A 26,196-nucleotide genomic window follows, 5' to 3' on the forward strand; every position below is an offset into this window, starting at 1 on the left:
CCTTAGCGCTCGTCGGGGACCGTGTGACCGGTTAGTAACGCGAGTCACGTCTCATCTGACGGACATCACACCGGCGCCGGTCATTCCACGCCTCGGACGGCGTAGTTGAGCACGTCCGCGCTCAACAGCTCCTCGATGTCGTCGAGAAGCACGAGTACCTCCCGTGACACTTTGCCCGGATTGCGCCCTGCCACCATCTCCCGTCCGATATGGACGAACACCGTCTGGTGGATCCAGCCGATCTGACCGGCGATCAGCCCCGGCAGCGGGTCCGCGGCGTCCGCGCCGGTCTCCTCGCGCAGGGTCTTCTCCAGGTCGTCATGGATCTCCTGCTGCAGACTCCACAGCCGGGAGCGCAGCGGCGGCGCCTCGTGGATGCAGCGCATGAAGCGGTCGTAGCCCTCCATGAGGCCCACCCTGGGCGAGACCGCCTCGACTTCGGCGCGCAGTTCGCGCAGCACGGCCCGGGCGGCCGACTCCCCCTCCGCCCGGCCGCGCACCCAGCGCGAGAGCTGCTCGACGACGCCCGCGGAGCGGTCGAAGAAGAGGTCCTCCTTGGCCGGAAAGTAGTTGTAGACGGTGTTCACGGAGACATCGGCGGCCTCCGCCACCTCGGCGATCGTCACCGTCACGAAGCCGTGCTCCAGGAACAGCCCGGTGGCGATGTCCGAGATCCGCTGCCTCGTCTCGCGCTTCTTCCGCTCCCTGAGCCCTTCCGCCATGGCCTCATCCTAACTTCCATGGACTCCATTGAACTTTGGGGTCATTGCAAAATTTAAGGGACTCTGTTTTTCTGGGGCCATGCCCATCATCAGTACGGCCGGACTGGCCCGTACCTTCCAGACCAAGCTCGGCCCGGTGGAGGCCGTGCGCGCCATCGACCTGACCGTCCGGGAAGGCGAGATCCTCGGCTTCCTGGGCCCGAACGGGGCCGGCAAGACGACGACCCTGCGGATGCTGACGACCCTCCTCGCGCCCACCGGCGGCGCGGCCACCGTCGCCGGCCACGACCTCGCGACCGACCCCGCGGGGGTGCGCCGGGCGTGCGGATACGTGGCCCAGTCGGGCGGCGTCGACCCGCAGATCACCGTGCGGGAGGAACTGGTCACCCAGGGCCGCCTGTACCGCCTGACCAAGGCGCAGGCCGCCGGGCGTGCCGAGGAGTTGGCCCATGACCTTGGTCTGACCGACCTTCTGGACCGCAAGGCCGGCGCGCTCTCCGGCGGCCAGCGGCGCCGCCTCGACATCGCGCTCGCGCTCACGCACCGTCCGAAGGTGCTGTTCCTGGACGAGCCGACGACGGGGCTCGACCCGGGCAGCCGGGCCGACCTGTGGGACCTGATCCGGCGGCTGCGCGACGAGCACGGCACGACCGTCTTCCTCACCACGCACTACCTGGACGAGGCCGACGCGCTCTCCGACCGCCTGGTGATCGTCGACCGGGGCGTGGTCGTCGCGGAGGGCACCCCGAGCGCGCTGAAGCTCCGCCACGGCGGCTCGATCGACGCGACCCTCCAGGACACGTTTCTCGCCATCACCGGCCGCGGTCCCGTCCCGGCCGACTCCGCCCCCGTAGCCGTATAGGAATCCCCGGATGCTGTTCCAGGACACGGCCCTCATCTACGGCCGCTACCTCCGTCAGACCCTCCGCTCCCGCTTCGCCCTGCTCTTCGGCGTGCTGATGCCGCTGCTGTACCTGCTCTTCTTCGGCCCGCTGCTGACGGATCTGCCGCTGGGTGCGGCTGGCTCGTCGTGGCAGGTGCTGGTTCCCGGGCTGTTGCTCCAACTCGGCTTGTTCGGGGCGTCTTTCGCGGGCTTCACGATCATCATCGAGAAGAGCCAAGGGGTGGTGGAGCGGATGCGGGTGACGCCGGTCAGCCGCCTCGCCCTGCTCCTCGGCCGGGTGCTGCGCGACGCCACGCTGTTCGTCTTCCAGGCCGTGCTGCTGGTCCTGGCCGCCCTGGTGATGGGGCTGCGGGCTCCGCTGCCCGGCGTCCTGATCGGCTTCGCGTTCGTCGCGCTGCTGACGCTGTCGCTGGCCTCGCTGTCGTACGCGCTCGCCATGAAGGTCCGCACCCCGCAGGAGTTCGGCCCGGCGATCAACGCCATGACGATGCCGATGATGCTGCTGTCGGGCCTGATGCTCCCGATGACGCTGGGACCGAGGTGGCTGGACGTCCTGTCCCACTTCGTGCCGTTCCGCTATCTGGTGGACGCGGTGCGGGACGCGTACGTCGGCTCCTACGCCACGGCGCACATGCTCTACGGCGTCCTGGTGGCCGTCGCGCTCACCGTGCTGGCCGTGACGACCGGCACACGCGTCTTCCGAACGGCCGGAGCGTAACTAGGCTGACCTCATGGTCAATCTGACACGCATCTACACCAGGACCGGCGACCAGGGCACCACCGCCCTCGGCGACATGAGCCGGGTCGCCAAGACCGACCTGCGGATCTCCGCGTACGCCGACGCCAACGAGGCGAACGCGGTGATCGGCACGGCGATCGCGCTGGGCGGCCTGGACGAGGAAGTCGTCAAGGTCCTCACCCGCGTCCAGAACGACCTGTTCGACGTGGGTGCGGACCTGTCGACGCCGGTGGTGGAGAACCCGGAGTTCCCGCCCCTGCGGGTGGAGCAGTTCTACATCGACAAGCTGGAGGCGGACTGCGACCACTTCAACGAGCAGCTGGAGAAGCTCCGCTCCTTCATCCTCCCCGGCGGCACCCCTGGCGCGGCCCTGCTCCACCAGGCCTGCACGGTCGTACGACGGGCCGAACGCTCGACGTGGGCGGCGCTGGAGGTGCACGGCGATGTGATGAACCCCTTGACCGCGACCTACCTCAACCGGCTGTCCGACCTCCTGTTCATCCTGGCGAGGACGGCGAACAAGTCCGAGGGCGACATCCTCTGGGTCCCAGGCGGAGAACGCTGAACGTCCTGGCGCGGACGCGCCCCGAAAGGGGCGCGGGGAACTGCGCGACCAGCCACGACGAGCCCGCAGACGACCGACGCTCTATCCGGCCCGCTCCTTCGACGTGACGAACCGGTCGGCGGGCCCGGACTCGGCCCCGCCCTTCGGCTGCTTCGGCCAGATCAAGTAGGCCAGCGCGACCAGGCCATGAATGCCTGCGGCCCGCAGCGCCACCCACTGGAACGACCGCAGGGACGATGTGTCCCCGTCCGCGACGTACCAGATCGCCCCCTGCAGCAGCGCAAGAGCCACCGCCGCCGCCAGAAGGGTCCGTAGCCACAGCCCGCCCTCGTGCCGGGCCCGAGCCATGCCGTACTGCGGCGGCTTGGGCGGGCGCGGGGCCCCGGCCAGGCGATACGCCGCGTGGCCGTCGAGCCAGCGGATCGTGTAGTGGCCGTACGCCACGGTGTAGCCGATGTAGAGCGCGGCCAGGCCATGCTCCCAGCCCGGCTCCGCGCCGTTCTTCAGGTCGATCGCCGTGGCGACGAACAGGACCAGCTCCAGCACCGGCTCGCACAGCAGCAGCACCACGCTCGTGCGGCGCCACTTCAGCAGGTAGCGGACGGAGAGGCCCAGCGCCAGCAGCACCCAGAAGCCGACCTCGCAGGCGATGATGAGGGCGACGATCACAACATGCTCCCTTCGGTCACCCTTCCAGGCTCCCGTCGGGACCGGCCCCTTTCGTCGTCGGCACTGACGAACTCGCGGTACATCGAAAGATGCAGTGCAGGACCGTCCCCCGGAATCAGGCGCCGACCGGGCACACCGTGTTGGATGGAGCCATGCTCCTCCCCCGCCCGCACCGCTTCGACGTGTACGTCGCCGTCGGCGGGCTGCTCGGCGGCCTGCTGCTGGTGGGCATCGGCCTGGGCACCAGGACCGCCGATGACCCCATCACGCTCTTCGACGGTCCCTGGCCGACCCTGGTCCCGCTCACGGTCCTGGCCGGCTGCGAGCTGCTGCGCCGGACGGCCCCGCGCACGGCCCTGAACGTCGGCACGGTCGCGATCTGCGCGGACCTGGTGACCCAGGGGAACCTGGCCTCGATCCTGATGTTCACCGACGTCATGTACGCGTCCGTGCTGTACGGCCCGCTCGCCTCGGCCCGCCGCACCCAGTGGATCACCGGCCTGCTCACCGTGGCCGCGACCCTGGTGCCGTTCGCGATGTGGCGCACCCCTCAGGCGCTCCTGATCGGCGTGGGCGTCGGCATCGTGGCGTACGGGCCGGCCGCGACGGGCTGGATCGTGCGCAACCACCGCGACGCCGCCGAGGCCGCCCGGCTCCGCGCCGAACAGACCGCGCTGCTGGCCGAGATGGACCGCACCCAGGCGGTCGTCGCCGAACGCTCCCGCATGGCACGCGAGTTGCACGACATGGTCGCCAACCATCTCTCCGCGATCGCCATCCACTCCACGGCCGCGCTCTCGATCGGCGATGCGAAGACCTCGCAGGAGGCCCTGTCGGTCATCCGTGAGAACAGCGTCGCGGGGCTCGCCGAGATGCGTCGGCTGATCGGCATCCTGCGTGACTCGAGCGGCGACACCGAGCCGGTGGCCGCGCCCACCCTGGACGGGCTCGGCGCCCTCGCGGCCGGGGCCCGCACCAACGGCCTCGACGTCCGCCTCGACGCCGACCCCGGAACCGTCCCCGCACCCGTCGAGCTCGCCGCCTACCGCATCGTCCAGGAATCCCTCACCAACGCCCTCAAGCACGCCTCCCCCGGCCCGGTCACGGTCGCCCTGGCCCAGCGGGACGGCTCCCTCACCGTCTCCGTGACCAGCCCGTTCGGTGACCGCGACGGGCCGCGCGCACCCGGTTCCGGTGCCGGTCTCGTCGGGATGCGGGAGCGGGTCGCCCTGCTGGGCGGCACCTTCGAGGCCGGGCCCGAGGAGTCGGCCGACGGCAAGATCTGGGTCGTACGCGCCATGCTGCCGCTGACCGAAGGAGACCCCGCATGATCCGTGTGCTCGTCGCCGAGGACCAGTCCGCCGTCCGCGCCGGGCTGGTCCTCATCCTGCGCAGCGCGCCCGACATCGAGGTGGTCGGGGAGGCGGCGGACGGTGAGCAGGCGGTGGAGCGGGCCAGGGAGCTCAGGCCCGATCTGGTGCTGATGGACATTCAGATGCCGCGTCTCGACGGGGTGTCGGCCACGCGCAAGGTCGTCGAGGAGCGGCTCGCGGACGTGCTCGTGCTGACCACCTTCGACCTCGACGCGTATGTCTTCGGGGCGCTGCGGGCGGGCGCCTCCGGGTTCCTGCTGAAGAACACCGAGGCCAAGGACCTGCTGGCGGCGGTGCGTACGGTCGCGCGCGGCGAGGGCCTCATCGCCCCGGCCGTCACCCGGCGTCTGATCGCCGAGTTCGCCGCGAAGCCCGTACGGGAGCCGACGGCCGACCCGTCCGTCCTGGACAGCCTCACCCGCCGCGAACGCGAGGTGCTGTCCTGCCTCGGCGAGGGCCTGTCGAACGCCGACATCGCGGCCCGGCTCGACATGGCCGAGGCGACCGTGAAGACACATGTCAGCCGATTGCTGGGCAAGCTGGAACTGCGCAGCCGGGTCCAAGCGGCCGTGCTGGCGCAGGAGTTGGGGATCTAGTCGGCGGAGTCGGGGACCGACCGGGCAACTGGTCCAGACCTATTGACCTGTGGTCCAGACCTTTCTATTCTCACCGCACCATGAATGGGCGTGAGGCTCAGTCATGCCCCTCAACTCCCCAACAAGGAGGCGCAGCATGCGCTTCAGACACAGAGCCGTGGCGGGGTTCGCGACCCTGCTGCTCCCGCTGGCGGGCCTGGTCGGCCTCGCGAGCCCGGCCGAAGCCGCGACATCCGCCACCGCCACCTACGCCAAGACCCAGGACTGGGGCTCCGGCTTCGAGGGCAAGTGGACGGTGAAGAACACCGGCACCACCGCCCTCAGCTCCTGGACCGTCGAGTGGGACTTCCCCTCCGGCACCTCGGTCACCTCCGCCTGGGACGCCGACGTCACCTCCTCCGGCACCCACTGGACCGCCAAGAACAAGTCCTGGAACGGCAGCCTCGCCCCCGGCGCGTCCGTCTCCTTCGGCTTCAACGGCACCGGCTCCGGCTCCCCCGCCAACTGCAAGCTGAACGGCGGCAGTTGTGACGGCGGCACCACGGAACCCGGCGACAGCGCCCCCAGCGCCCCCGGTACGCCGAGCGCCTCCGACATCACCAACACCTCGGTGAAGCTGTCCTGGAGCGCCGCCACCGACGACAAGGGCATCAAGAACTACGACGTCCTGCGCGACGGCGCCAAGGTCGCGACCGTGACGACCACGTCGTACTCGGACACCGGCCTGACCGCCGGCACCGACTACTCCTACACCGTCCAGGCCCGCGACACCGCCGACCAGACCGGCCCGGTCAGCGGCGCCCGCGCGGTGCGCACCACCGGCGGCACCACCGACCCGCCGCCCACCGGCGACAAGGTCAAGCTCGGCTACTTCACCGAGTGGGGCGTCTACGGCCGCAACTACCACGTCAAGAACCTGGTGACCTCAGGCTCCGCGTCGAAGATCACGCACATCAACTACGCGTTCGGCAACGTCAAGAACGGTCAGTGCACCGTCGACGACACCTACGCCGCCTACGACAAGGCCTACACCGCCGACCAGTCCGTCAGCGGCACCGCCGACACCTGGGACCAGCCGCTGCGCGGCAACTTCAACCAGCTGCGGCAGCTCAAGGCCAAGTACCCGCACATCAAGGTGCTGTACTCCTTCGGCGGCTGGACCTACTCCGGCGGCTTCGGCCAGGCCGCGCAGAACGCGGCCGCGTTCGCCAAGTCCTGCAAGGCCGTGGTCGAGGACCCGCGCTGGGCCGATGTCTTCGACGGCATCGACATCGACTGGGAGTACCCGAACGCCTGCGGCCTGACCTGCGACACGAGCGGGCCCGCGGCCTTCAAGAACCTCATGTCCGCCCTGCGCACCGAGTTCGGCTCCAACTATCTGGTCACCGCGGCCATCACCGCCGACGGCTCCTCCGGCGGCAAGATCGACGCGGCCGACTACGGCGGCGCCGCCCAGTACCTCGACTGGTACAACGTGATGACGTACGACTACTTCGGCGCCTTCAACGCACAGGGCCCGACCGCCCCGCACTCGCCGCTCACGTCGTACCCCGGCATCCCGCAGGCCGGCTTCAACTCGGCGGACGCGATCGCCAAGCTGAAGTCGAAGGGCGTGCCGTCGGCCAAGCTGCTGCTCGGCATCGGCTTCTACGGCCGCGGCTGGACCGGCGTCACCCAGGCCGCCCCCGGCGGCACGGCGACCGGCGCGGCCCCCGGCACCTACGAGGCCGGCATCGAGGACTACAAGGTCCTGAAGAACTCCTGCCCCGCGAACGGCACCATCGCCGGCACGGCGTACGCCTACTGCGGCAACAACTGGTGGTCCTACGACACCCCGTCGACGATCGCCGGGAAGATGACCTGGGCCAAGAACCAGGGCCTCGGTGGCGCGTTCTTCTGGGAGTTCAGCGGCGACACCACCAACGGTGAGCTGGTGACGGCCATCAACAACGGGCTCAACTAGCAGTCGAGTTACGCGACATTGACGCGCTGACCGGGCGGGGCCGCTTCGAGCCACGCGAGGAAACCGGTCAGCGCGTCTTCGCTCATCGCGAGTTCGAGGCGCGTGCCCCGGTGCAGACAGGTGAGGATCACCGCGTCGGAGAGCAGCGCCAGTTCCTCCTCGCCGTCGGGCAGCCGGCGGCCGGCCACCTCGATCGCGGACCGCTCCAGGATGCGGCGCGGACGGTAGGCGTAGGAGAAGACGCGGTACCACTCGATGCGGTCGCCGTTGTAGCGGGCGACGCCGTAGCTCCAGCCCTTGCCGCTGGTGTCGGTCTTCTCCGGCACGTCCCAGCGCAGCGAACAGTCGAAAGTGCCGCCCGAGCGCTGGATGAGTCTGCGGCGCAGGCCGAAGACGAACAACCCCAGCACCACAAGGGCGACGACGATTCCGCACACAGTCAGAGCGAGGACCATCGGCACCGACCTCCTCGTCTCCTAGGTAACGGAACGGAAAAAACTTCCATATCTGCCTCAGCCGCGACCGGCACCGGATTGCTCCGGTCCCAGCCGCGGCTGAGTGACGTCATCGCGTGCTCTCCCCCAGAGCCTAGACGGCCCGGAAGGTGACGCCGTGGGTCAGCGCGCCGTCGCCGCCCGCAGGCGGACCTCCGCGCGGCGCTCGGCGGACGCGTCGTCCTCGCCCTTCGCGCGCTCGAGTGCCCGCTCCGCGCGCTGGACGTCGATCTCGTCCGACAGTTCGGCGATCTCGGCCAGCAGCGACAGCTTGTCGTCCGCGAACGAGATGAAACCGCCGTGCACCGCGGCGATGACGGTCCCGCCATCACTCGTACGGATGGTCACCGGGCCCGACTCCAGCACACCGAGCAGCGGCTGGTGACCGGGCATGACGCCGATGTCGCCGGACGTGGTGCGCGCGACGACCAGGGTGGCCTGGCCCGACCAGACCTCACGGTCGGCGGCGACCAGCGCGACGTGCAGCTCAGCAGCCAAGGTGGCTCCTCGGGTCACCACCCGGCGGTTGTGCCGGGTGTTGGTTACAAGTCTAGTAGGCATGGATGAGGGGGCGGGACGTGCCCCGCCCCCTCATCAAGAGCTCAGTGGCTCACGAAGACCTGTGCGTCAGGAGACGCCCAGCTCCTTGGCGTTCTTCTTGAGGTCCTCAAGACCACCGCACATGAAGAACGCCTGCTCCGGGAAGTGGTCGAACTCACCGTCGCAGATCGCGTTGAACGCGGTGATCGACTCGTCCAGCGGCACGTCGGAGCCGTCCACACCGGTGAACTGCTTGGCGACGTGGGTGTTCTGGGACAGGAAGCGCTCGACGCGGCGGGCACGCTGGACGACCAGCTTGTCCTCCTCGCTGAGCTCGTCGATACCGAGGATCGCGATGATGTCCTGGAGGTCCTTGTACTTCTGCAGGATCCCCTTGACGCGCATGGCGGTGTTGTAGTGGTCCGCCGCGATGTAGCGGGGGTCCAGGATGCGGGACGTGGAGTCCAGCGGGTCGATCGCCGGGTAGATGCCCTTCTCGGAGATCGGACGGGACAGAACCGTCGTCGCGTCGAGGTGGGCGAAGGTGGTGGCCGGCGCCGGGTCGGTCAGGTCGTCCGCGGGGACGTAGATCGCCTGCATCGAGGTGATCGAGTGACCACGGGTCGAGGTGATGCGCTCCTGGAGGAGACCCATCTCGTCGGCCAGGTTCGGCTGGTAGCCCACCGCGGAGGGCATACGGCCGAGCAGGGTCGACACCTCGGAACCGGCCTGAGTGAAGCGGAAGATGTTGTCGATGAAGAACAGCACGTCCTGCTTCTGGACGTCACGGAAGTACTCGGCCATGGTCAGGCCGGCCAGCGCGACGCGCAGACGGGTGCCCGGGGGCTCGTCCATCTGACCGAAGACCAGCGCGGTCTTGTCGATGACGCCGGACTCGCTCATCTCGTCGATGAGGTCGTTGCCCTCACGGGTGCGCTCACCGACACCGGCGAACACCGACACACCATCGTGGTTGTTGGCAACGCGGTAGATCATCTCCTGGATGAGCACCGTCTTGCCGACGCCGGCACCGCCGAACAGACCGATCTTTCCACCCTTGACGTACGGGGTGAGAAGGTCGATGCACTTGACGCCGGTCTCGAACATCTCGGTCTTGGACTCGAGCTCGTCGAAGTTCGGGGCCTTGCGGTGGATGGTCCAGCGCTCGCCGTCGTACTTCTCGTCGACGTTCAGCACCTCACCGAGGGTGTTGAACACCTTGCCCTTGGTGAAGTCGCCGACCGGGACGGTGATGCCCGTGCCGGTGTCGGTGACCGCGGCCTGGCGGACCAGACCGTCGGTGGGCTGCATGGAGATGGTGCGGACCAGGCCGTCACCCAGGTGCTGGGCGACCTCCAGGGTCAGGATCTTCTTCTCGCCGGCGTTGGCCGGGTCGGCCACCTCGACGTGAAGGGCGTTGTAGATGTCCGGCATCGCGTCGACGGGGAACTCCACGTCGACGACCGGGCCGATGACCCGGGCGACGCGGCCCGTGGCCGTCGCGGTCTCAACAGTGGTGGTCATTAGCGGTCACTCCCCGCGGTCGCGTCGGCGAGGGCTGCAGAGCCACCGACGATCTCGCTGATTTCCTGGGTGATTTCGGCCTGGCGGGCCGCGTTGGCAAGACGGGAGAGCGTCTCGATGAGCTCGCCCGCGTTGTCGGTCGCCGACTTCATGGCACGCCGCGTGGCGGCGTGCTTCGAAGCGGCCGACTGGAGCAGCGCGTTGTAGATACGGCTCTCCACATAGCGCGGCAGAAGGGCGTCGAGGACGTCCTCCGCCGAGGGCTCGAAGTCGAACAGCGGGAGGATCTCACCCTTGGTGTGGGTCTCCTCCGCGACTTCCTCGAGGCTGAGCGGCAGCAGCTGGGCGTCCAGCGCCTGCTGCGTCATCATCGAGACGAACTCGGTGTAGACGATGTGGAGCTCGTCCACGCCGCCCTCCGCCGTCTCCGTCTCGATGGCCTCGATCAGCGGGGCCGCGACCTTCTTGGCGTCCGCGTACGTGGGCTCGTCGGTGAAACCGCTCCACGACTCCGAGATCTTGCGCTCACGGAAGTTGTAGTGCGCCACACCACGGCGGCCGACGATGTAGACGTCGACCTCCTTGCCCTCGCGCTCCAGGCGCTCGGTCAGCTGCTCCGCCGCCTTGATGGCGTTGGAGTTGAACGCGCCGGCGAGGCCACGGTCGCTCGTCAGGAGCAGCACCGCGGACCGCACGACCGTCTCGGCCTGCGTGGTCAGCGGGTGCTTCGTGTTCGAGCCGGTACCGACCGCCGTGACCGCGCGGGTGAGCTCGGTCGCGTAGGGCGTGGAGGCCGCCACCTTGCGCTGCGCCTTGACGACGCGCGAGGCGGCGATCATCTCCATCGCCTTCGTGATCTTCTTGGTCGCGGTGACGGATCGGATGCGACGCTTGTAGACCCGGAGCTGGGCTCCCATGAGTCAGGTCCCTTCCTTACGTCACTTGGAGGCGCTGGTCGCCTTCGGAGCGGCCGGAGCGTCCTCGCCGAGCAGCTTGCCGTCCGCGGTCTCGAACTGCTTCTTGAACTCCGCGATGGCGTCGGCGACGGCGGTGAGGGTGTCGTCCGACATCTTGCCGCCCTCCTTGATGGAGGTCATGAGGCCCTGCTCCTTGCGGTGCAGGTACTCCAGGAGCTCCTTCTCGAAGCGGCGGATGTCGCCGACCGGGACGTCGTCCATCTTGCCGGTGGTGCCGGCCCACACGGAGACGACCTGGTCCTCGGTGGACATCGGCTCGTACTGGGCCTGCTTCAGCAGCTCGACCATGCGCTGGCCGCGCTCCAGCTGCGCCTTCGACGCGGCGTCCAGGTCGGAACCGAAGGCGGCGAACGCCTCCAGCTCACGGAACTGGGCGAGGTCGACGCGCAGACGGCCCGAAACCTGCTTCATCGCCTTGTGCTGCGCGGAACCACCGACTCGGGAGACGGAGATACCGACGTTCAGCGCGGGGCGCTGACCGGCGTTGAACAGGTCCGACTCCAGGAAGCACTGGCCGTCGGTGATGGAGATGACGTTGGTCGGGATGAACGCCGAGACGTCGTTGGCCTTGGTCTCGACGATCGGCAGACCCGTCATCGAGCCCTTGCCCATGTCGTCGGAGAGCTTCGCGCAGCGCTCCAGCAGACGGGAGTGCAGGTAGAAGACGTCACCCGGGTAGGCCTCACGGCCCGGCGGGCGGCGCAGCAGCAGGGACACGGCGCGGTAGGCGTCGGCCTGCTTGGAGAGGTCGTCGAAGATGATGAGGACGTGCTTGCCCTCGTACATCCACTGCTGGCCGATGGCCGAACCGGTGTACGGCGCCAGGTACTTGAAGCCGGCCGGGTCGGACGCCGGGGCGGCGACGATGGTCGTGTACTCCAGCGCGCCGTTCTCCTCCAGCGCGCGGCGGACCGACGCGATCGTCGAGCCCTTCTGGCCGATGGCGACGTAGATGCAGCGGACCTGCTTGTTCGGGTCGCCGGTGCGCCAGTTGTCGTGCTGGTTGATGATCGTGTCGACGGCCAGCGCGGTCTTGCCGGTCTGACGGTCACCGATGATCAGCTGACGCTGACCACGGCCGATCGGGGTCATCGCGTCGACGGCCTTGTAGCCGGTCTCCATCGGCTCGTGCACCGACTTGCGCTGCATGACCGTGGGGGCCTGCAGCTCGAGGGCGCGGCGGCCGGACGTCTCGATCTCGCCGAGGCCGTCGATCGGGTTGCCGAGCGGGTCGACGACGCGGCCGAGGTAGCCCTCGCCGACGGCCACGGAGAGGACCTCACCGGTGCGCTGCACCGGCTGACCCTCCTCGATGCCGCTGAACTCACCGAGGACGATGGCGCCGATCTCGCGCTCTTCCAGGTTCAGCGCGAGGCCGAGGGTGCCGTCCTCGAACTTCAGCAGTTCGTTGGCCATGGCCGAGGGAAGACCCTCGACCTTCGCGATGCCGTCGCCGGCAAGGGTGACCGTACCGACCTCCTCGCGCGAGGCCGCGTCCGGCTTGTACGACTGGACGAAGTTCTCCAGCGCGTCCCGGATCTCCTCCGGCCGGATCGTGAGCTCCGCCATCTGGGTTCCCTGCTCTCCTTGTTGGGCCCGAAGTTTCACTTTGGGGGGATGGGGACTCCCCCCTGAACGAGGTGAATCCTCTGCACGGCCCAACATGGGCCGTCGTAAGTACGTACTGCTATGAAGTTGCTGCTAGCTCGCCAGTCGGCGGCCGGCGTCCTCGATGCGGTCCGCGAGGGAGCCGTTGATGACCTCGTCACCGACCTGCACCCGGATTCCACCGACGACCTCGGGGTCCACGTCGATGTTGAGGTGCATGGTGTGGCCGTAGAGCTTCCCGAGGGCGGCGGCCAGGCGTCGCCTCTGGGTGTCGCTCAGCGGCACCGCCGTGGTCACGACGGCCACCAGTCGCTGCCGGCGCTCGGCGGCGAGCTTGGACAGGGACTCCAGTCCCGACTCCAGGCTACGTCCACGCGGCGCGGTCACAAGACGCGTCACCAGACGCTCGGTGGTCGCCTTGGCCCGGCCGCCGAGCAGGCTGCGCAGCAGCTCGCTCTTGGCCGAGGTGGTGGCGGCGCGGTCGGTCAGCGCGGCGCGCAGCTCGGTGCTGCCGGAGACGATCCGGCCGAACCGGAACAGCTCGTCCTCGACGTCGTCGAGCGTGCCCGCCTTCTGCGCGGCGGTGAGGTCGGCGGTGTCCGCCAGCTCCTCCAGCGCGTCCACCAGGTCGCGGGACTGCGACCAGCGGGAGCGCACCATGCCGGCGAGCAGGTCAGCGGTCTCGCCGCCGACCTGGCTGCCGAGCAGGCGCTGGGCCAGCTCGGCCTTGGCCTCGCCGGCCTGCGCCGGGTCGGTCAGGACCCGACGCAGCGACACCTCGCGGTCGAGCAGCGCGGTGACGGCGGCCAGCTCGTCGGCGAGCCGTCCGGCGTCCACGGACGTCGAGTCCGTCAGCGCGTCGAGTCGCTCGCGTGCGGCTGCCAGGGCCTCGCGGCTCGCTCCGTTCATCGTCCGGCCTCGGCCTTCTCCTCGAGCTCGTCGAGGAAGCGGTCGATGACGCGGCTCTGCCGGGCGTGGTCCTCGAGGGACTCGCCGACGAGCTTGCCGGCCAGGTCGGTGGCAAGCTTGCCGACGTCCTGGCGCAGCGCGGACGCGGCGGCCTTGCGGTCGGCCTCGATCTGGGCGTGACCGGCGGCGACGATCTCCTCGCGCTGCCGCTGGCCTTCCGCGCGCATCTCCGCGATGAGCGTGGCGCCCTGCTCCTGCGCCTCCTGGCGCAGACGCGCGGCCTCGTGCCGGGCCTCGGCGAGCTGGGCCTTGTACTGCTCCAGAACGCTCTGTGCCTCGGTCTGGGCGGCCTCGGCCTTCTCGATACCGCCCTCGATGGCCTCGCGGCGCTCTTCCAGAACCTTGTTGATGTTCGGGAGGAGCTTCTTGGCGAGGAAGCCGAAGACGATGACGAAGGCGAGCAGGCCGATGACAAGCTCAGGGATCGGCGGGACGAGAGGGTTCTCCCCCTCGCTCGCCGCGATGAGCAGCTGGCTCATGTGAGTGCCTTTCGTCTAGTCGGCTGGACTGGTGGGTGGATCAGTAGCCGTAGACGAACGGCATGACCAGACCGATCAGGGCGAGCGCCTCACAGAAGGCGAAGCCGAGGATCTGGTTGGCACGGATCAGGCCGGCGGCCTCGGGCTGACGGGCGAGCGCCTGGGTGCCGTTACCGAAGATGATGCCGACGCCGACGCCAGGGCCGATGGCGGCGAGACCGTAACCGATGGAACCGAGGGAACCTTCGACGGCAGCAAGGGTCGTGGACATGCGAGGTTCTTCCTTCTCTTTACGGACCGGTGGGGGTTGGCCACCGGACGATCTGTGGAGGTGTGAGGGCGGTGGCTCAGTGGTGCTCGGCGAGAGCGCCCTGGATGTAGGTGCACGTCAGCAGGACGAAGACGTACGCCTGCAGGGCCTGGATGAACAGCTCGAAGGCCGTCATCACGATGACCATCACGAACGAGACACCCGCGTACGCGATACCGAAGCCGTTCAGCATGTACCAGCTGGCGATCGTGAAGAGCAGCAGCAGGGTGTGACCGGCGAACATGTTCGCGAAGAGTCGCACGGCGTGGGTGAACGGCCGGATCAGCAGGTTCGAGAAGAGCTCGATCAGCATGGCCAGCGGGAGCACCGCGCCGAGCGACTTGTCGTAGCCGGTGACGTTCTTCCAGAAGCCGACGAAGCCGTGCCGCTTGAAGGTCAGGGACACCCACAGGATGTAGACGATCAGCGCCAGGACCAGCGGATACGAGATGATCGACGTGACCGGGAACTGGGCGATCGGAATGATCGACCACAGGTTCAGCATCCAGACGAAGAAGAACAGCGAGACGACGAGCGGTACGTACTTCTCGCCTTCCTTCTTGCCGATGGTCTCGTAGACGACACCGCGCCGGATGAAGTCGTAGCCCGCCTCGGCGACCATCTGGAGCTTGCCCGGGACCACCTGCGGCCGGCGGAACGCGGCCCAGAAGAAGCCCACGATGATGATCGAGCCGAGCAGCGCCAGCAGCATCGTCTTGTTGAAGTACAGGTTGCTGTCGCCGTCACCCCACAGGGGCTGGAACATGAACGAGTGCAGGCCGGGCGAGACTTCGGCGAAGCCACACCCGTCGAAAAGGTGGCAGTCGGTCTCGAAGGCGAGCACCTGCGTCGGGTCAGCACTCACCGCGGGCTCCTTCAGCGTGGCGCATAGGTACGGCAACCTCGTTGTGTCGGCGCGGCGCGCAGCCGCGGTTCGGCACGGGACTGGTGTTACGGATGTGGGGGCGGCTGTGGGGCATCTCGCCTCGCGATTGAGCAGGCGTCAGCTCAGATGCCCGCGCCCGCGATGCCGCAGTTGGCACCGGACGATAGCAGGACTTCTTCCGCCCCTTTATCCCGCCCCTACCTCTCACGACGAGTGCCCCGTCTTTTCGGACTTCCCGCCCTTGGAGGAGGTGTCCGAATCGGGTTCGACGTAGAGGATCTTGGCCTTCATGTGGGCACGCGTCTGCATGGCGATCCACACGAGGGTGGTGCCGAGCAGTGTGAACGCGAAGACCCGGGGGTTGAACAGCGTCGTGTTCTTGAACGCGGCCATGAAGATGAACAGCAGCAGGATCTGCGCGGCGTACAGCATCAGACCCATTGCCTGGAACAGATGCGGAAGCGATTTGGCAGTGCGCTGAAGTACGTAGAGGCCGAGCCCCATGAAAAGGATCACGACCAGCGTCGCGACGACGGCCCCGATCGCTCCCTTGCCACCGGCGACCACGCCACTGACGACGGCGGCAACAGCGCCGGCGACGGCTGTGGGTACAGCGGCCTGGAGCAGGGTGCGGGCGTCATTGGACGGCATGGCGGCAACTCCGCTTTCACGGTGGGGGCAGGGTGTCGTCATGGACGAGCGTAGTCCCGGGCAGAGAGAGAACCTCACGCCGGGTGGACCGTCGCACTTCGGTCCTTCGGCTCTGTCCCGGGTTCTCGTGAACCGTATCACAAACTATTTGATGAGGTCTTTACCTGGGCGGTGTGCCTACTGTCACACATGAGAGTGAAGGTGCGCGTCTGTGCAGAAACACTGCCGACTTGTCTGGTATTGGGGTGCTTGGTTCCCCCATGAGTTGGCAATGCTCTAGTCAGATTCTTACCTTGGGGGTTCTCTCACCTTGACCGTCAGCGCGACGTACCGGCTTTACGCCTGTCCAGGGGCCGCGAACGAGCGCCGATCGCGGTCGCACCGTTGACGCGCGACACCCCGGCGGCGACCGGAGTGCGCGGCTGCTCGTCGTTCGCGGCCGCCGCGGTCTGCGGTGTGGTCGCCGCGGGTTCGGCGACGGCCCCGCCCCGGCGGTAGCGCGGCGGCACGAAGGCCTCGGCCCACTGCGGGGCACGCGGCGTGAAGCGCGGCAGAAGCAGCAGGACCAGGCCGATGAAGCTGAGGAACACCACGCCGAGCACGATCCACATCGACGCCGAGTTCACGGAGTAGGCGAGCGCTCCGAAGGCGATCAGCGCCGACCAGAAGTACATGATCAGCACCGCCCGGCTGTGGGAGTGGCCGATCTCCAGCAGCCGGTGGTGCAGATGGCCGCGGTCGGCGGCGAACGGCGACTGTCCGCGCCAGGTGCGGCGCACGATGGCGAGGACCAGGTCGGCGGCCGGGATCGCGATGATCGTCAGCGGCAGCAGCAGCGGGATGTAGACCGGCACCGTCTGGTGCACGGCCGCCTTCTCGGAACCGGCGAACAGCTTCAGCGCGTCCGGGTCGACCTGACCGGTGATGGAGATGGCGCCCGCGGCGAGGACCAGACCGATCAGCATCGAGCCGGAGTCGCCCATGAAGATGCGCGCGGGGTGCATGTTGTGCGGCAGGAAGCCCAGGCACATGCCCATCAGGATCGCCGAGAACAGGGTGGCCGGGGCGGCGGCCTCGATGCCGTACGACACCCAGACCCGGTAGGCGTAGAGGAAGAACGCGGCCGAGGCGATGCAGACCATGCCGGCGGCGAGGCCGTCCAGGCCGTCGACGAAGTTGACCGCGTTGATGGTGATGACCACCAGGGCGACCGTCAGCAGGGTGCCCTGCCACTGGGTCAGGGCGACCGAGCCGAACCCCGGGATGGGCAGCCACAGGATCGTCAGACCCTGCATGACCATGACGCCGGCGGCGATCATCTGGCCGCCCAGCTTGATCAGGGCGTCGATCTCGAACTTGTCGTCCAGGACCCCGATCAGCCAGATGAGCGCCGCTCCGGAGAGCAGCGCCCGTGGTTCGTTGGAGTTCGCGAAGACGGTACTGAGGTTGGTGAGGTGGTCGGCGACCAGCAGGCCCGCGCACAGGCCGAAGAACATGGCGATACCGCCGAGCCGCGGAGTGGGTTCGCGGTGCACGTCGCGTGCCCGGATCTCCGGCATCGCTCCGGCCACGATCGCGAACTTGCGTACCGGCCCTGTCAGCAGGTACGTCACCGCGGCCGTGATGCAGAGCGTCAGCAGGTATTCACGCACGGGCTTCCCCACAAGTCTCGCTGGCCATCTCAGCCCCACACCCTAGCGACGTACGCGTAGGCCACGCATATGTGTGGGGACTTCCGGGTAGCGACGATGGTTGCACGTGTGGCTGTGTGCTCAGGTGCGTCTACCCCGCCTCAGCCGGGATACGGCGGAAATCTACCGGTGAGCTCCCGCACATCTTCACGGGCCTTGTGGCTTTCGGTACCGCCTCTGAGCACGCTCGCCAGCAGCGCGGCGAGCCACGCCATCTCCTCCTCCCCCATGCCCTGGGTGGTCACGGCCGCGGTGCCCAGGCGCAGGCCGCGGGCGTCGCCGTGCGGCAGCGCGCAGCAGTCCAGGACCACTCCGGCCGCCGCGAGCCGGCCACGCGCGTCGCGGCCGTCGACGCCGAGGGGCGCCGTGTCGGCGGTGATGAGGTGGGTGTCGGTCCCGCCCGTGGTGACGCCGAGCCCCTCCTCGGCGAGGTGGGCGGCCAGGGTGCGCGCGTTGGCCACGACCTGATGGGCGTACACGGCGAACGCCGGCGTCGCCGCCTCTCCGAAGGCGACGGCCTTGGCGGCGATGGTGTGCATCTGGGCGCCGCCCTGGGTGAACGGGAACACGGCCCGGTCGACACGCTCCGCGAGGTCCGAGCCGCACAGGATCATGCCGCCGCGCGGGCCGCGCAGCACCTTGTGGGTGGTGGCGCACACCACGTCGGCGTACGGCACGGGGCTGGGTGCCGCTCCCCCGGCGATCAGCCCCATGGGGTGGGCCGCGTCGGCGATGAGATAGGCGCCCACCTCGTCGGCGATCTCGCGGAAGACGGCGTAGTCGATGTGGCGCGGGTAGGCGATGGACCCGCACACGAGGGCCTTGGGCCGGTGGTTGCGGGCGAGGGTGCGGACCTGGTCGTAGTCGATGAGCCCGGTCTCGGCATCGACCCCGTAGCCGACGAAGTCGAACCAGCGCCCGGAGAAGTTCGCGGGCGAGCCATGGGTGAGGTGTCCGCCGTAGGGCAGGCCGAGGGCGAGGACGGTGTCGCCGGGGCGCAGCAGCGCGGCGTACGCGGCGAGGACGGCCGAAGACCCGGAGTGGGACTGCACGTTGGCGTGCTCGGCGCCGAACAGGGCCTTGGCCCGCTCCACGGCGAGCCGCTCGGCGGCGTCGACCAGCTCGCATCCGCCGTGGTAGCGGGCGCCCGGGTAGCCCTCGGCGTACTTGTTGGCCAGTGGCGATCCGAGGGCCGCCAGCACGGCCGGCGACGTGAAGTTCTCCGCGGCGACGAGCTGGAGCGTCGTCGACTGCCGGTCGAGCTCCCCGAGCAGGATGTCGGCGAGCTGCGGGTCCTGACGGCGCAGGACATCGGCCTCGAGGGTAGGGGTGACCGACATGGTGGGCTCCGGGCGTGCGTCGACGGTGACGTACGTCCAATGTAGGCCGGTGACGTCGGGTACGCCCTGTGTCGTTACGTCCTCGCGGGGACACCCGTGAGTGCCGTCACCACCGGATCCAGTGCCTCGTGTATCTCCTCCCCGACCGACCGGAAGAAGGTCAACGGCGCCCCGTACGGGTCGTACACCTCGTCAGCCTCGGCCGTCGGCGCCAGAAGCCACCCGCGTAGAGCCGCCGCCGCACGGACCAGGGCGCGTGCGCGGATGACCACGCCGTCCTCCAGGGGCGGCAGGGTCGCCGGGTCTATGGCGCGGACCAGGCGGGTGAACTCCTTCAGGGTGAAGGTGCGCAGGCCCGCCGAATGGCCCATGGAGATGACCTGGGCGCGGTGGTCGCGGGTGGCCGTGAGGACCAGGTCGGCCATGATGACGTGCTCGTCGAGGAGCTCGCGGCCGACGAAGCCGGAGGCGTCCGCGCCGAAGTCGGCGAGGACCATCTCCGCGTTGGATTCCATGGGCGCGCCCTCATGGCCCCAGGTGCCCGCGCTCTCCACGATCAGCGAGCCGCCCAGCACACCGAGTCGCTGCGTCACGAAATGACGGGTCAGCCGCTCGGTGATCGGCGAGCGGCACACGTTGCCGGTGCTGACGTGGAGGATGCGGAAGCTGTCGCGCGGCAGTCCTACAAAGGTGGTCGTGATCTCCGCCGCGCTTTCCCCGTTGCCTATGCCACGCCCCGCGTCAGGGGCTGTCAATTCGCCACCTCGAGGTCGGGTACGACCTTCCGCAGCTCCTCCGCCGAGAGGGCGCCGGCGCGCAGCAGCAGCGGCACCTCCCGCGTGACGTCGACGATCGACGACGGGACGTTGCCCGGGGTCGGACCGCCGTCCAGGTACACCGAGACCGAGTCGCCGAGCATCTCCTGCGCGGCGTCACAGTCCTCCGGCGCCGGGTGTCCGGTGAGGTTCGCCGAGGAGACGGCCATCGGGCCGACCTCGGTGAGCAGCTCGATGGCGACCGGGTGCAGTGGCATGCGCACGGCAACCGTGCCGCGGGTGTCGCCGAGGTCCCACTGGAGGGACGGCTGGTGCTTGGCGACCAGCGTGAGCGCGCCCGGCCAGAACGCGTCGACCAGCTCCCAGGCCAGCTCGGAGAAGTCGGTGACGAGACCGTGGAGCGTGTTCGGGGAGCCGATCAGGACAGGGGTGGGCATGGTGCGGCCCCGCCCCTTGGCCTCCAGCAGATCGCCGACGGCCTCCTTGGTGAAGGCGTCGGCGCCGATGCCGTACACCGTGTCGGTCGGAAGGACCACGAGTTCGCCACGGCGGACGGCGGACGCGGCCTCACGCAGACCGGTCGTGCGGTCGGTCGCGTCATTGGTGTCGTATCGCCGTGCCATATCTAGCGGGCCTCCTCGTACATGAAGTACACGTACTGCCGGATCTGCTGGTTCGAAGTCTTCGGGGCGGTCACGGCAGCGCCTTGCGGGCCGTCGCGAACCGGGGGCGGTTGTTGAGGTCGGGGTGATCGGCCGCGTCGGCCCAGCCCCTTTCCTCGGTGAAGATCCACGGCACCTGGCCGCCCTGGGTGTCGGCGTGCTCGATGACCACGACGCCGCCGGGCCGCAGCAGACGGTGTGCCGTCCGCTCCAGACCGCGGATGAGGTCGAGGCCGTCCTCACCGGAGAACAGGGCGAGATCGGGATCGTAGTCCCGCGCCTCGGGAGCGACGTACTCCCATTCGGTGAGCGGGATGTAGGGCGGGTTGGAGATGACCAGGTCGACCTGGCCGTCGAGGTCGGGGAAGGCGTCCAGGGCGTTGCCCTGCCGCAGATCGACCCTGGACCCCTCCACGTTCTTACGGGTCCACACCAGGGCGTCCTCGGACAGCTCCACGGCGTGCACGCGCGAGCGCGGGACCTCCTGGGCGAGGGCGAGCGCGATGGCGCCGGAGCCGGTGCACAGGTCGACGATGCACGGCTCTACGACGTCCATCGCGCGCACGGCGTCTATGGCCCAGCCGACCACGGACTCCGTCTCCGGACGCGGCACGAACACGCCCGGCCCCACCTGGAGTTCGAGATAGCGGAAGTAGGCCCGCCCGGTGATGTGCTGGAGCGGCTCGCGCTGCTCACGGCGGGCGATGACCTCCCAGTACCGGGCGTCGAAGTCCGCGTCCTTCACGGAGTGCAGCTCGCCGCGCTTCACGCCGTGCACGAACGCGGCGAGCTCCTCCGCGTCGGTGCGCGGCGAGGGCACGCCGGCGTCCGCCAGCCGCTGGGTGGCCTGTGCCACCTCCGCGAGCAGCACGCTGCGGGGGCTTGGGGTCCGCCCCCCGATGAATTGCTGCACGCAAGTCCTCCGTGTCGTACTCGTACGTGCGTACGTCCGTCCCTACGCCCTTACGCGGCCGCCAGCTTCGCCGCCGAGTCCGCGTCGACGCACGCCTGGATCACCGAATCGAGGTCGCCGTCCAGGACCTGGTCCAGGTTGTACGCCTTGAAGCCGACGCGGTGGTCCGAGATGCGATTCTCCGGGAAGTTGTAGGTGCGGATCTTCTCGGAGCGGTCGACGGTGCGGACCTGGCTGCGACGGGCGTCGGCGGCCTCCTTCTCGGCCTCCTCCTGCGCCGCGGCGAGCAGCCTGGAGCGCAGGATACGCATCGCCTGCTCCTTGTTCTGCAGCTGGCTCTTCTCGTTCTGGCAGGAGGCGACGACTCCGGTCGGAATGTGCGTGATGCGCACGGCGGAGTCGGTGGTGTTGACGGACTGGCCACCGGGTCCTGACGACCGGTACACGTCGATGCGGAGGTCGTTCGGGTTGATCTCGACGTCGATCTCCTCGGCCTCGGGCGTGACGAGCACACCGGCCGCGGAGGTGTGGATACGGCCCTGCGACTCGGTCGCCGGCACGCGCTGCACGCGGTGTACACCGCCCTCGTACTTCAGCCGGGCCCAGACACCCTGGCCGGGCTCCGTGGCGCCCTGGCCGCCCTTGGTCTTCACCGCGACCTGGACGTCCTTGTAGCCGCCCAGCTCGGACTCGGTGGCGTCGATGATCTCGGTCTTCCAGCCGACGCGCTCGGCGTAGCGCAGGTACATGCGCAGCAGGTCGCCCGCGAACAGCGCGGACTCGTCACCGCCGGCGCCCGCCTTGATCTCCAGAATGACGTCCTTGTCGTCACTCGGGTCACGCGGGACGAGCAGCAGGCGCAGCTTCTCGGTCAGTTCCTCGCGCTGCTTGTCCAGCTCCTTGACCTCGGCCGCGAAGTCCGGGTCGTCGGCGGCGAGTTCCTTCGCCGTCTCGATGTCGTCGCCGGTCTGCTTCCAGGAGCGGTACGTGGCGACGATCGGGGTGAGCTCGGCGTAGCGCTTGTTCAGCTTGCGCGCGTTCGCCTGGTCGGCGTGCACCGAAGGGTCGGCGAGCTTCTTCTCCAGGTCGGCGTGCTCAGCGACCAGTTCCTCGACGGCCTCGAACATCTTGGGCTCCTGTGTGAATACGTCTGTGCAGGGCGGGCGACCAAAAACGCCGGTCCCGGCGCGCCTGAGACAGGGCGCGGCCGTGGACCGGCGGATTGGAGCTCGCTACTTCTTGGAGCCGGCAGTCGCCTTGCCGAAGCGGGCCTCGAAGCGGGCCACACGGCCACCGGTGTCGAGGATCTTCTGCTTGCCCGTGTAGAACGGGTGGCACTCGGAGCAGACCTCGGCACGGATGGTGCCGCTGGCGATCGTGCTACGGGTGGTGAACGACGCGCCACAGGTGCAGCTGACCTGCGTCTCGACGTACTCGGGGTGGATGTCGCGCTTCAAGGTGTCTCCTAGTTTCGGGAGGGCGCCGGGTCGCTGCCGCGGGATGCGGGAGCGTGAACCGGAGCCGACGTACCAGTCTGCCAGGACTGGGGCCATCCCCCAAAACCGGGGGTTGCCGTGATCTATTCCCTGCGGCCGAGTGGGGGCTGGTCGCGCCCACGCGGCGGAGCCGCACATCGATACAGCCCCGCGCCCCTTACGGGGCGTTCACGACGCCCGTGGCATCGCCCTTCGCCGTGCCTTCGCTGGCCGACTTCGGGATGGCCTTGTCTGCCTTCAAGGCGCCCCACACCAGCTTTGCCTTGCCCTGGGCGACGATCACGCGGTTCGGGTTCGCCGGGTCGTACCGGACCGGCAACGTCACCATGGTCATGTTCTTGGAGCTGATGCCCTTGAGGCCGTTGGTGAACGACATGAGCTTGTTGACCGAGCCCAGGTCGGAGTCGGTGGTGACCGTCTTGGTGGCGGTGTTGGCCAGGTCGTACAGCCGCTTGGGGTTGCCGAACAGATTGATGTCCTTGACCTGCTCGAGGAGCGCCTTGATGAAGGCCTGCTGGAGCTGGATGCGGCCGAGGTCGGAGCCGTCGCCGACGCCGTGGCGGGTGCGGACAAGGCCGAGGGCCTGCTTGCCGTCGAGCTGGTGCGTGCCGGCCTTGAGGTCGAGGTGGCTGTCGGGGTCCTTGATGTCCTTGGTGGTGGTGACCTCGACGCCGCCGAGCTCGTCGATGAGCTTCTGGAAGCCGGCGAAGTCGACCTCCAGATAGTGGTCCATGCGGATGCCGCTGAGGGACTCCACGGTCTTCACCGCGCAGGCGGCGCCGCCCGTGCCGTACGCCTCGTTGAACATGACACCGGACGCGGCGTCGTGTGTCTCGCCGTCGGTGTCGGTGCACTCGGGGCGGTCGACGAGGGTGTCGCGCGGGATGGAGACCACGCTGGCCTTCTTGTGGCCCTCGTACACGTGCAGGATCATCGCCGTGTCCGAGCGGGCGCTGCCGTCGTCGGCGCCCCCGCCGAGCTCCTTGTTGCTGCCGGAGCGGGTGTCCGAGCCGAGGACGAGGATGTTCTCCGAGCCGTTGTCGACCTTCTGCGGCCGGTCGGTGCCGAGGGCCTGGTCGATGTCGACGCTCTTGAGGTTGCCGTTGAGCTTGAAGTAGAGGTACCCGGCGCCGGTCCCGCCCAGGACCACGATCCCGGCGGCCGTCCAGGCCATGATCCGCAGGCCCCTGCGCTTCTCGCGGGGCTTGCGGCGGCGGCCCTTGGCGCGGTGGCGCGGGCCGTTGCTGCCGGTTTCACCCGGTATGCCGGGCTCCGGCGTGCTCTCGGCGGACACTGTGCTCCTCGGTTCTCGTCCGGTCGGTTACCCCCTGTTTTCAGGGTCAGGCCTGGTCAAAAAGACCCTTTCCGCACCATCGTCACCCCGTCCGGTCAGACGGGGAAACCCGGGAAAGGGTTGCACAACGGACTGTGCCCACCGCCGGGCGGGCGATGGGCACAGTCCGTTCTCGGCGACACCGGGCAGGCCGGTCTCACCTGGGCTTTCAGCCGAAGATGTCGTACTGCTTGAAATCGGTACCGACGGACTTCGGTGTGGCAAAGATCTCGCTCGTGGCCTTTCCGGTGCCCGGGTACAGGTAGAGCGTGCCGGAGGAGTTGCGGGCCAGGAAGTCGGCCTTGCCGTCGCCGGTGACATCGCCGACGGCGTCGAAGCCGTTGTAGGTGGCCCAGGTGCGCACCTTCACGCGGGTGGCGAAGGCTCCGGTGCCGGACTTGCCGGTGCCCTTGAACAGGTAGATGTAGCCGCCGGACGAGCTGCGTGCGATCAGGTCGGTCTTGCCGTCGCCGGTGAAGTCACCGTGGCCGCGCAGGGAGTTGTACTGGTTCCAGCCGGAGCCGACCTTCACCCGGGTCCCGAACGTGCCGTTGCCGTTGCCCGGGTAGATCCAGAGGTAGCCGGCGGAGTCGACCGAGAGCAGGTCGGGCTTGTAGTCGCCGGTGACATCGCCCGGGACGACGATGCGGGTGCGGGTCTTCCAGTTGTCGGCGATCTGCTTGGTGGCCCAGGTGCCGCTGGAGGGCACGAAGTGCGACCAGAACATGTCGCCGTCCGAGCTGCGCCGGAACAGCAGGTCCTGGTAGCCGTCCCGGTCGAGGTCGGTCTGCAGGACGAGGTTCACGCCGTTCCAGTTGCCCCAGGACTCGCGCGCCGCGAACGAGGTGCCCTTGGAGTCCTTGGAGTAACCGGTCTTGGTGGAGGCGTTGCGCAGCCACAGGTCGGCCCGGTGGTCACCGCTGATGTTGGTGTCGTCGATGCGCGGGTAGACGGCACCGACGTACGAGGTCACCTTGGCGAACACGCTGTACGCGCCCTTGGCGACGCAGTCCTGCACGCCCCAGGAGACGACACCCGCGATCCGGCCGTTCACGACGAGCGGCCCGCCGGAGTCGCCGTTGCAGGCGGAGACCGTGCCGCTGTCGCTGCCGGTGGCCGGCTTGCCCGCGCAGACCATGTGGCCCTTGACGAAGTCGCTGCCGTAGAAGCCCGTGCAGGTGCTGTCGGACTGGATCGGCAGCGTCGCCGACTTCAGCGTCTGCGAGATGTCCTGACTGGTGGAGCTGGTGCGGCCCCAGCCGTAGACCTTGGCGTTCGTCCCGGCGGCGTACGAGGCTGTGTCACCGGACGTGGTCATGCGGATCGGCGTCGCCTTGACCGGGTTGGCCAGCGTGATCACGGCGATGTCGTTGTCGATCGTCGTCGCGCTGTACGACGGGTGGTACCACTGCCGGTGCGGCAGCGAGACCGTGCCGCCGTGCAGGTCGCTGTTGCCGGCCTCGTCGGTGGTCGGCAGCTGGTTGGTGCCGGTGACGACGGCGCCGTAGTTGTACCAGTCGTAGCCCTTGACGCAGTGCGCGGCGGTGAGGATCTTCGTCGGCGCGACGACGGCGCCGCCGCAGAAGAAGCCCGTGTCGTCGGCCTCGTCGGTGGTGCCCTGGTCGTCGTAGTACCAGAGCTGCGCCATCCAGGGCGCCGAGGTGATGCTGGTGGTGGTGCCACCGATGACCATGGGGCTCACGGTGGAGTCGCCCTCGGCGTCGGTCGTGCTCGCGCCGAACGACGACTTCTTCGCCGTCTCCCCCGCGGTGTCGTCACCCTCGACGGCACCCGCCACGCGCCGCTCCAGCTCGGCGAGCGAGGCCGAACTGGTGACGGGCTTGACGGTGGGCTGGGGCAGCGCGGTCGCGGCCCCCGCGGACGTGGTCAGAAGTGCGCCTGCGACGGCTGCGGCGAGGCCTGCGGCGGCGACGGGCAGTGCGAGGCGTATCCGACGTCTGTGACGGCCGGCCCCGGGCATGGAAGTGCCCACTGAGTCCCCCCTCGGGACGGAAA

27 protein-coding genes are annotated in these 26,196 nt (G+C 68.8%); 6 read left to right on the top strand and 21 right to left on the bottom strand.

Features of this window, described 5'->3' with window-relative positions; translation table 11 throughout:
* Window positions 1–80: 80 nt before the first annotated feature.
* A complete protein-coding gene (locus ACFPQ9_RS00350) occupies window positions 81–722 on the bottom strand; it encodes a TetR/AcrR family transcriptional regulator (protein WP_380844559.1) in 642 nt (213 codons plus the stop codon).
* 79 nt (window positions 723–801) lie between these two features.
* Between ACFPQ9_RS00350 and ACFPQ9_RS00355 the strand changes: the two genes are divergently transcribed.
* The 3 genes from ACFPQ9_RS00355 to ACFPQ9_RS00365 are packed head-to-tail and all read left to right on the top strand — an operon-like array spanning window position 802 to window position 2,930.
* On the top strand, window positions 802–1,584 hold the full coding sequence (locus ACFPQ9_RS00355; protein WP_380844562.1) for an ABC transporter ATP-binding protein: 783 nt from the start codon (window positions 802–804) through the stop codon (window positions 1,582–1,584).
* 10 nt (window positions 1,585–1,594) lie between these two features.
* Window positions 1,595–2,344 (top strand): ABC transporter permease, encoded by a 750-nt coding sequence (locus tag ACFPQ9_RS00360; protein WP_380844565.1) that lies wholly within the window; start codon window positions 1,595–1,597, stop codon window positions 2,342–2,344.
* A gap of 13 nt (window positions 2,345–2,357) precedes the next feature.
* Entirely contained in the window at window positions 2,358–2,930 is a 573-nt protein-coding gene (locus ACFPQ9_RS00365; protein ID WP_380844568.1) for a cob(I)yrinic acid a,c-diamide adenosyltransferase, read from the top strand.
* Between the two features lie 81 nt (window positions 2,931–3,011).
* Here ACFPQ9_RS00365 and ACFPQ9_RS00370 read toward each other — a convergent pair whose 3' ends face one another.
* The gene (locus ACFPQ9_RS00370) at window positions 3,012–3,599 is read right to left on the bottom strand and encodes a hypothetical protein (RefSeq protein WP_380844571.1); all 588 of its coding nucleotides are present in this window, start codon (window positions 3,597–3,599) and stop codon (window positions 3,012–3,014) included.
* 152 nt (window positions 3,600–3,751) lie between these two features.
* Between ACFPQ9_RS00370 and ACFPQ9_RS00375 the strand changes: the two genes are divergently transcribed.
* The 3 genes from ACFPQ9_RS00375 to ACFPQ9_RS00385 all read left to right on the top strand — a co-directional run bounded on the left by ACFPQ9_RS00375 (window position 3,752) and on the right by ACFPQ9_RS00385 (window position 7,531).
* Window positions 3,752–4,930, top strand: a complete 1,179-nt coding sequence (locus ACFPQ9_RS00375; protein WP_380844574.1) for a sensor histidine kinase — start codon at window positions 3,752–3,754, stop codon at window positions 4,928–4,930.
* A complete protein-coding gene (locus ACFPQ9_RS00380) occupies window positions 4,927–5,568 on the top strand; it encodes a response regulator (protein WP_380844577.1) in 642 nt (213 codons plus the stop codon). Before ACFPQ9_RS00375 ends, ACFPQ9_RS00380 begins: the two co-directional genes overlap by 4 nt.
* Window positions 5,569–5,704: 136 nt before the next feature.
* The gene (locus ACFPQ9_RS00385; RefSeq protein ID WP_380844580.1) at window positions 5,705–7,531 is read left to right on the top strand and encodes a glycosyl hydrolase family 18 protein; all 1,827 of its coding nucleotides are present in this window, start codon (window positions 5,705–5,707) and stop codon (window positions 7,529–7,531) included.
* A gap of 8 nt (window positions 7,532–7,539) precedes the next feature.
* On the opposite strand, the gene ACFPQ9_RS00390 is transcribed toward ACFPQ9_RS00385, so the two are convergent.
* The 19 genes from ACFPQ9_RS00390 to ACFPQ9_RS00480 form a co-directional block, all read right to left on the bottom strand.
* Window positions 7,540–7,986, bottom strand: coding sequence for a DUF2550 domain-containing protein (locus ACFPQ9_RS00390; RefSeq protein WP_380844583.1), 447 nt, complete (start codon window positions 7,984–7,986; stop codon window positions 7,540–7,542).
* Window positions 7,987–8,148: 162 nt separating this feature from the next.
* Window positions 8,149–8,523, bottom strand: a complete 375-nt coding sequence (locus tag ACFPQ9_RS00395) for a F0F1 ATP synthase subunit epsilon (RefSeq protein ID WP_380844586.1) — start codon at window positions 8,521–8,523, stop codon at window positions 8,149–8,151.
* Between the two features lie 129 nt (window positions 8,524–8,652).
* A complete protein-coding gene (atpD, locus tag ACFPQ9_RS00400) occupies window positions 8,653–10,089 on the bottom strand; it encodes a F0F1 ATP synthase subunit beta (protein ID WP_380844589.1) in 1,437 nt (478 codons plus the stop codon).
* Complete coding sequence (locus tag ACFPQ9_RS00405; protein ID WP_380844592.1) at window positions 10,089–11,006, bottom strand: F0F1 ATP synthase subunit gamma; 918 nt, start codon at window positions 11,004–11,006, stop codon at window positions 10,089–10,091. Before ACFPQ9_RS00405 ends, atpD begins: the two co-directional genes overlap by 1 nt.
* A 21-nt stretch (window positions 11,007–11,027) precedes the next feature.
* Window positions 11,028–12,635, bottom strand: coding sequence for a F0F1 ATP synthase subunit alpha (gene atpA / locus ACFPQ9_RS00410; RefSeq protein ID WP_380844595.1), 1,608 nt, complete (start codon window positions 12,633–12,635; stop codon window positions 11,028–11,030).
* Between the two features lie 132 nt (window positions 12,636–12,767).
* Entirely contained in the window at window positions 12,768–13,583 is an 816-nt protein-coding gene (locus ACFPQ9_RS00415) for a F0F1 ATP synthase subunit delta (RefSeq protein ID WP_380844598.1), read from the bottom strand.
* Window positions 13,580–14,122, bottom strand: a complete 543-nt coding sequence (locus tag ACFPQ9_RS00420) for a F0F1 ATP synthase subunit B (RefSeq protein ID WP_380844601.1) — start codon at window positions 14,120–14,122, stop codon at window positions 13,580–13,582. Before ACFPQ9_RS00420 ends, ACFPQ9_RS00415 begins: the two co-directional genes overlap by 4 nt.
* Window positions 14,123–14,162: 40 nt before the next feature.
* Window positions 14,163–14,393 carry an ATP synthase F0 subunit C gene (atpE, locus tag ACFPQ9_RS00425; protein WP_007384721.1) on the bottom strand — a complete coding sequence of 77 codons (231 nt, stop codon included), beginning with the start codon at window positions 14,391–14,393 and terminating at the stop codon, window positions 14,163–14,165.
* 76 nt (window positions 14,394–14,469) lie between these two features.
* Window positions 14,470–15,297, bottom strand: a complete 828-nt coding sequence (gene atpB, locus ACFPQ9_RS00430) for a F0F1 ATP synthase subunit A (protein ID WP_380844604.1) — start codon at window positions 15,295–15,297, stop codon at window positions 14,470–14,472.
* 225 nt (window positions 15,298–15,522) lie between these two features.
* Complete coding sequence (locus tag ACFPQ9_RS00435) at window positions 15,523–15,969, bottom strand: hypothetical protein (protein WP_030944972.1); 447 nt, start codon at window positions 15,967–15,969, stop codon at window positions 15,523–15,525.
* Window positions 15,970–16,286: 317 nt separating this feature from the next.
* The gene (locus tag ACFPQ9_RS00440) at window positions 16,287–17,621 is read right to left on the bottom strand and encodes an MraY family glycosyltransferase (protein ID WP_380844607.1); all 1,335 of its coding nucleotides are present in this window, start codon (window positions 17,619–17,621) and stop codon (window positions 16,287–16,289) included.
* A 140-nt stretch (window positions 17,622–17,761) separates the two neighbouring features.
* Window positions 17,762–19,000, bottom strand: coding sequence for a serine hydroxymethyltransferase (locus tag ACFPQ9_RS00445; protein ID WP_380844610.1), 1,239 nt, complete (start codon window positions 18,998–19,000; stop codon window positions 17,762–17,764).
* A gap of 74 nt (window positions 19,001–19,074) precedes the next feature.
* Window positions 19,075–19,755 carry an arsenate reductase/protein-tyrosine-phosphatase family protein gene (locus tag ACFPQ9_RS00450; RefSeq protein ID WP_380844613.1) on the bottom strand — a complete coding sequence of 227 codons (681 nt, stop codon included), beginning with the start codon at window positions 19,753–19,755 and terminating at the stop codon, window positions 19,075–19,077.
* Entirely contained in the window at window positions 19,752–20,399 is a 648-nt protein-coding gene (locus ACFPQ9_RS00455; protein ID WP_380844615.1) for an L-threonylcarbamoyladenylate synthase, read from the bottom strand. Before ACFPQ9_RS00455 ends, ACFPQ9_RS00450 begins: the two co-directional genes overlap by 4 nt.
* A gap of 70 nt (window positions 20,400–20,469) precedes the next feature.
* Window positions 20,470–21,309, bottom strand: coding sequence for a peptide chain release factor N(5)-glutamine methyltransferase (gene prmC, locus ACFPQ9_RS00460; protein WP_380845178.1), 840 nt, complete (start codon window positions 21,307–21,309; stop codon window positions 20,470–20,472).
* Window positions 21,310–21,401: 92 nt separating this feature from the next.
* Window positions 21,402–22,478: a peptide chain release factor 1 gene (prfA, locus tag ACFPQ9_RS00465; protein WP_380844618.1), complete on the bottom strand. Its 1,077-nt coding sequence runs from the start codon at window positions 22,476–22,478 to the stop codon at window positions 21,402–21,404.
* 105 nt (window positions 22,479–22,583) lie between these two features.
* The gene (rpmE, locus tag ACFPQ9_RS00470; RefSeq protein WP_380844621.1) at window positions 22,584–22,808 is read right to left on the bottom strand and encodes a 50S ribosomal protein L31; all 225 of its coding nucleotides are present in this window, start codon (window positions 22,806–22,808) and stop codon (window positions 22,584–22,586) included.
* A gap of 196 nt (window positions 22,809–23,004) precedes the next feature.
* Window positions 23,005–24,141: an LCP family protein gene (locus ACFPQ9_RS00475; RefSeq protein ID WP_380844624.1), complete on the bottom strand. Its 1,137-nt coding sequence runs from the start codon at window positions 24,139–24,141 to the stop codon at window positions 23,005–23,007.
* Window positions 24,142–24,349: 208 nt separating this feature from the next.
* Entirely contained in the window at window positions 24,350–26,161 is a 1,812-nt protein-coding gene (locus tag ACFPQ9_RS00480; protein WP_380845181.1) for a trypsin-like serine protease, read from the bottom strand.
* Window positions 26,162–26,196 lie beyond the last annotated feature (35 nt).

Source organism: Streptomyces coerulescens (assembly GCF_042657965.1).
GTDB classification, from domain to species: Bacteria; Actinomycetota; Actinomycetes; order Streptomycetales; family Streptomycetaceae; genus Streptomyces; species Streptomyces coerulescens.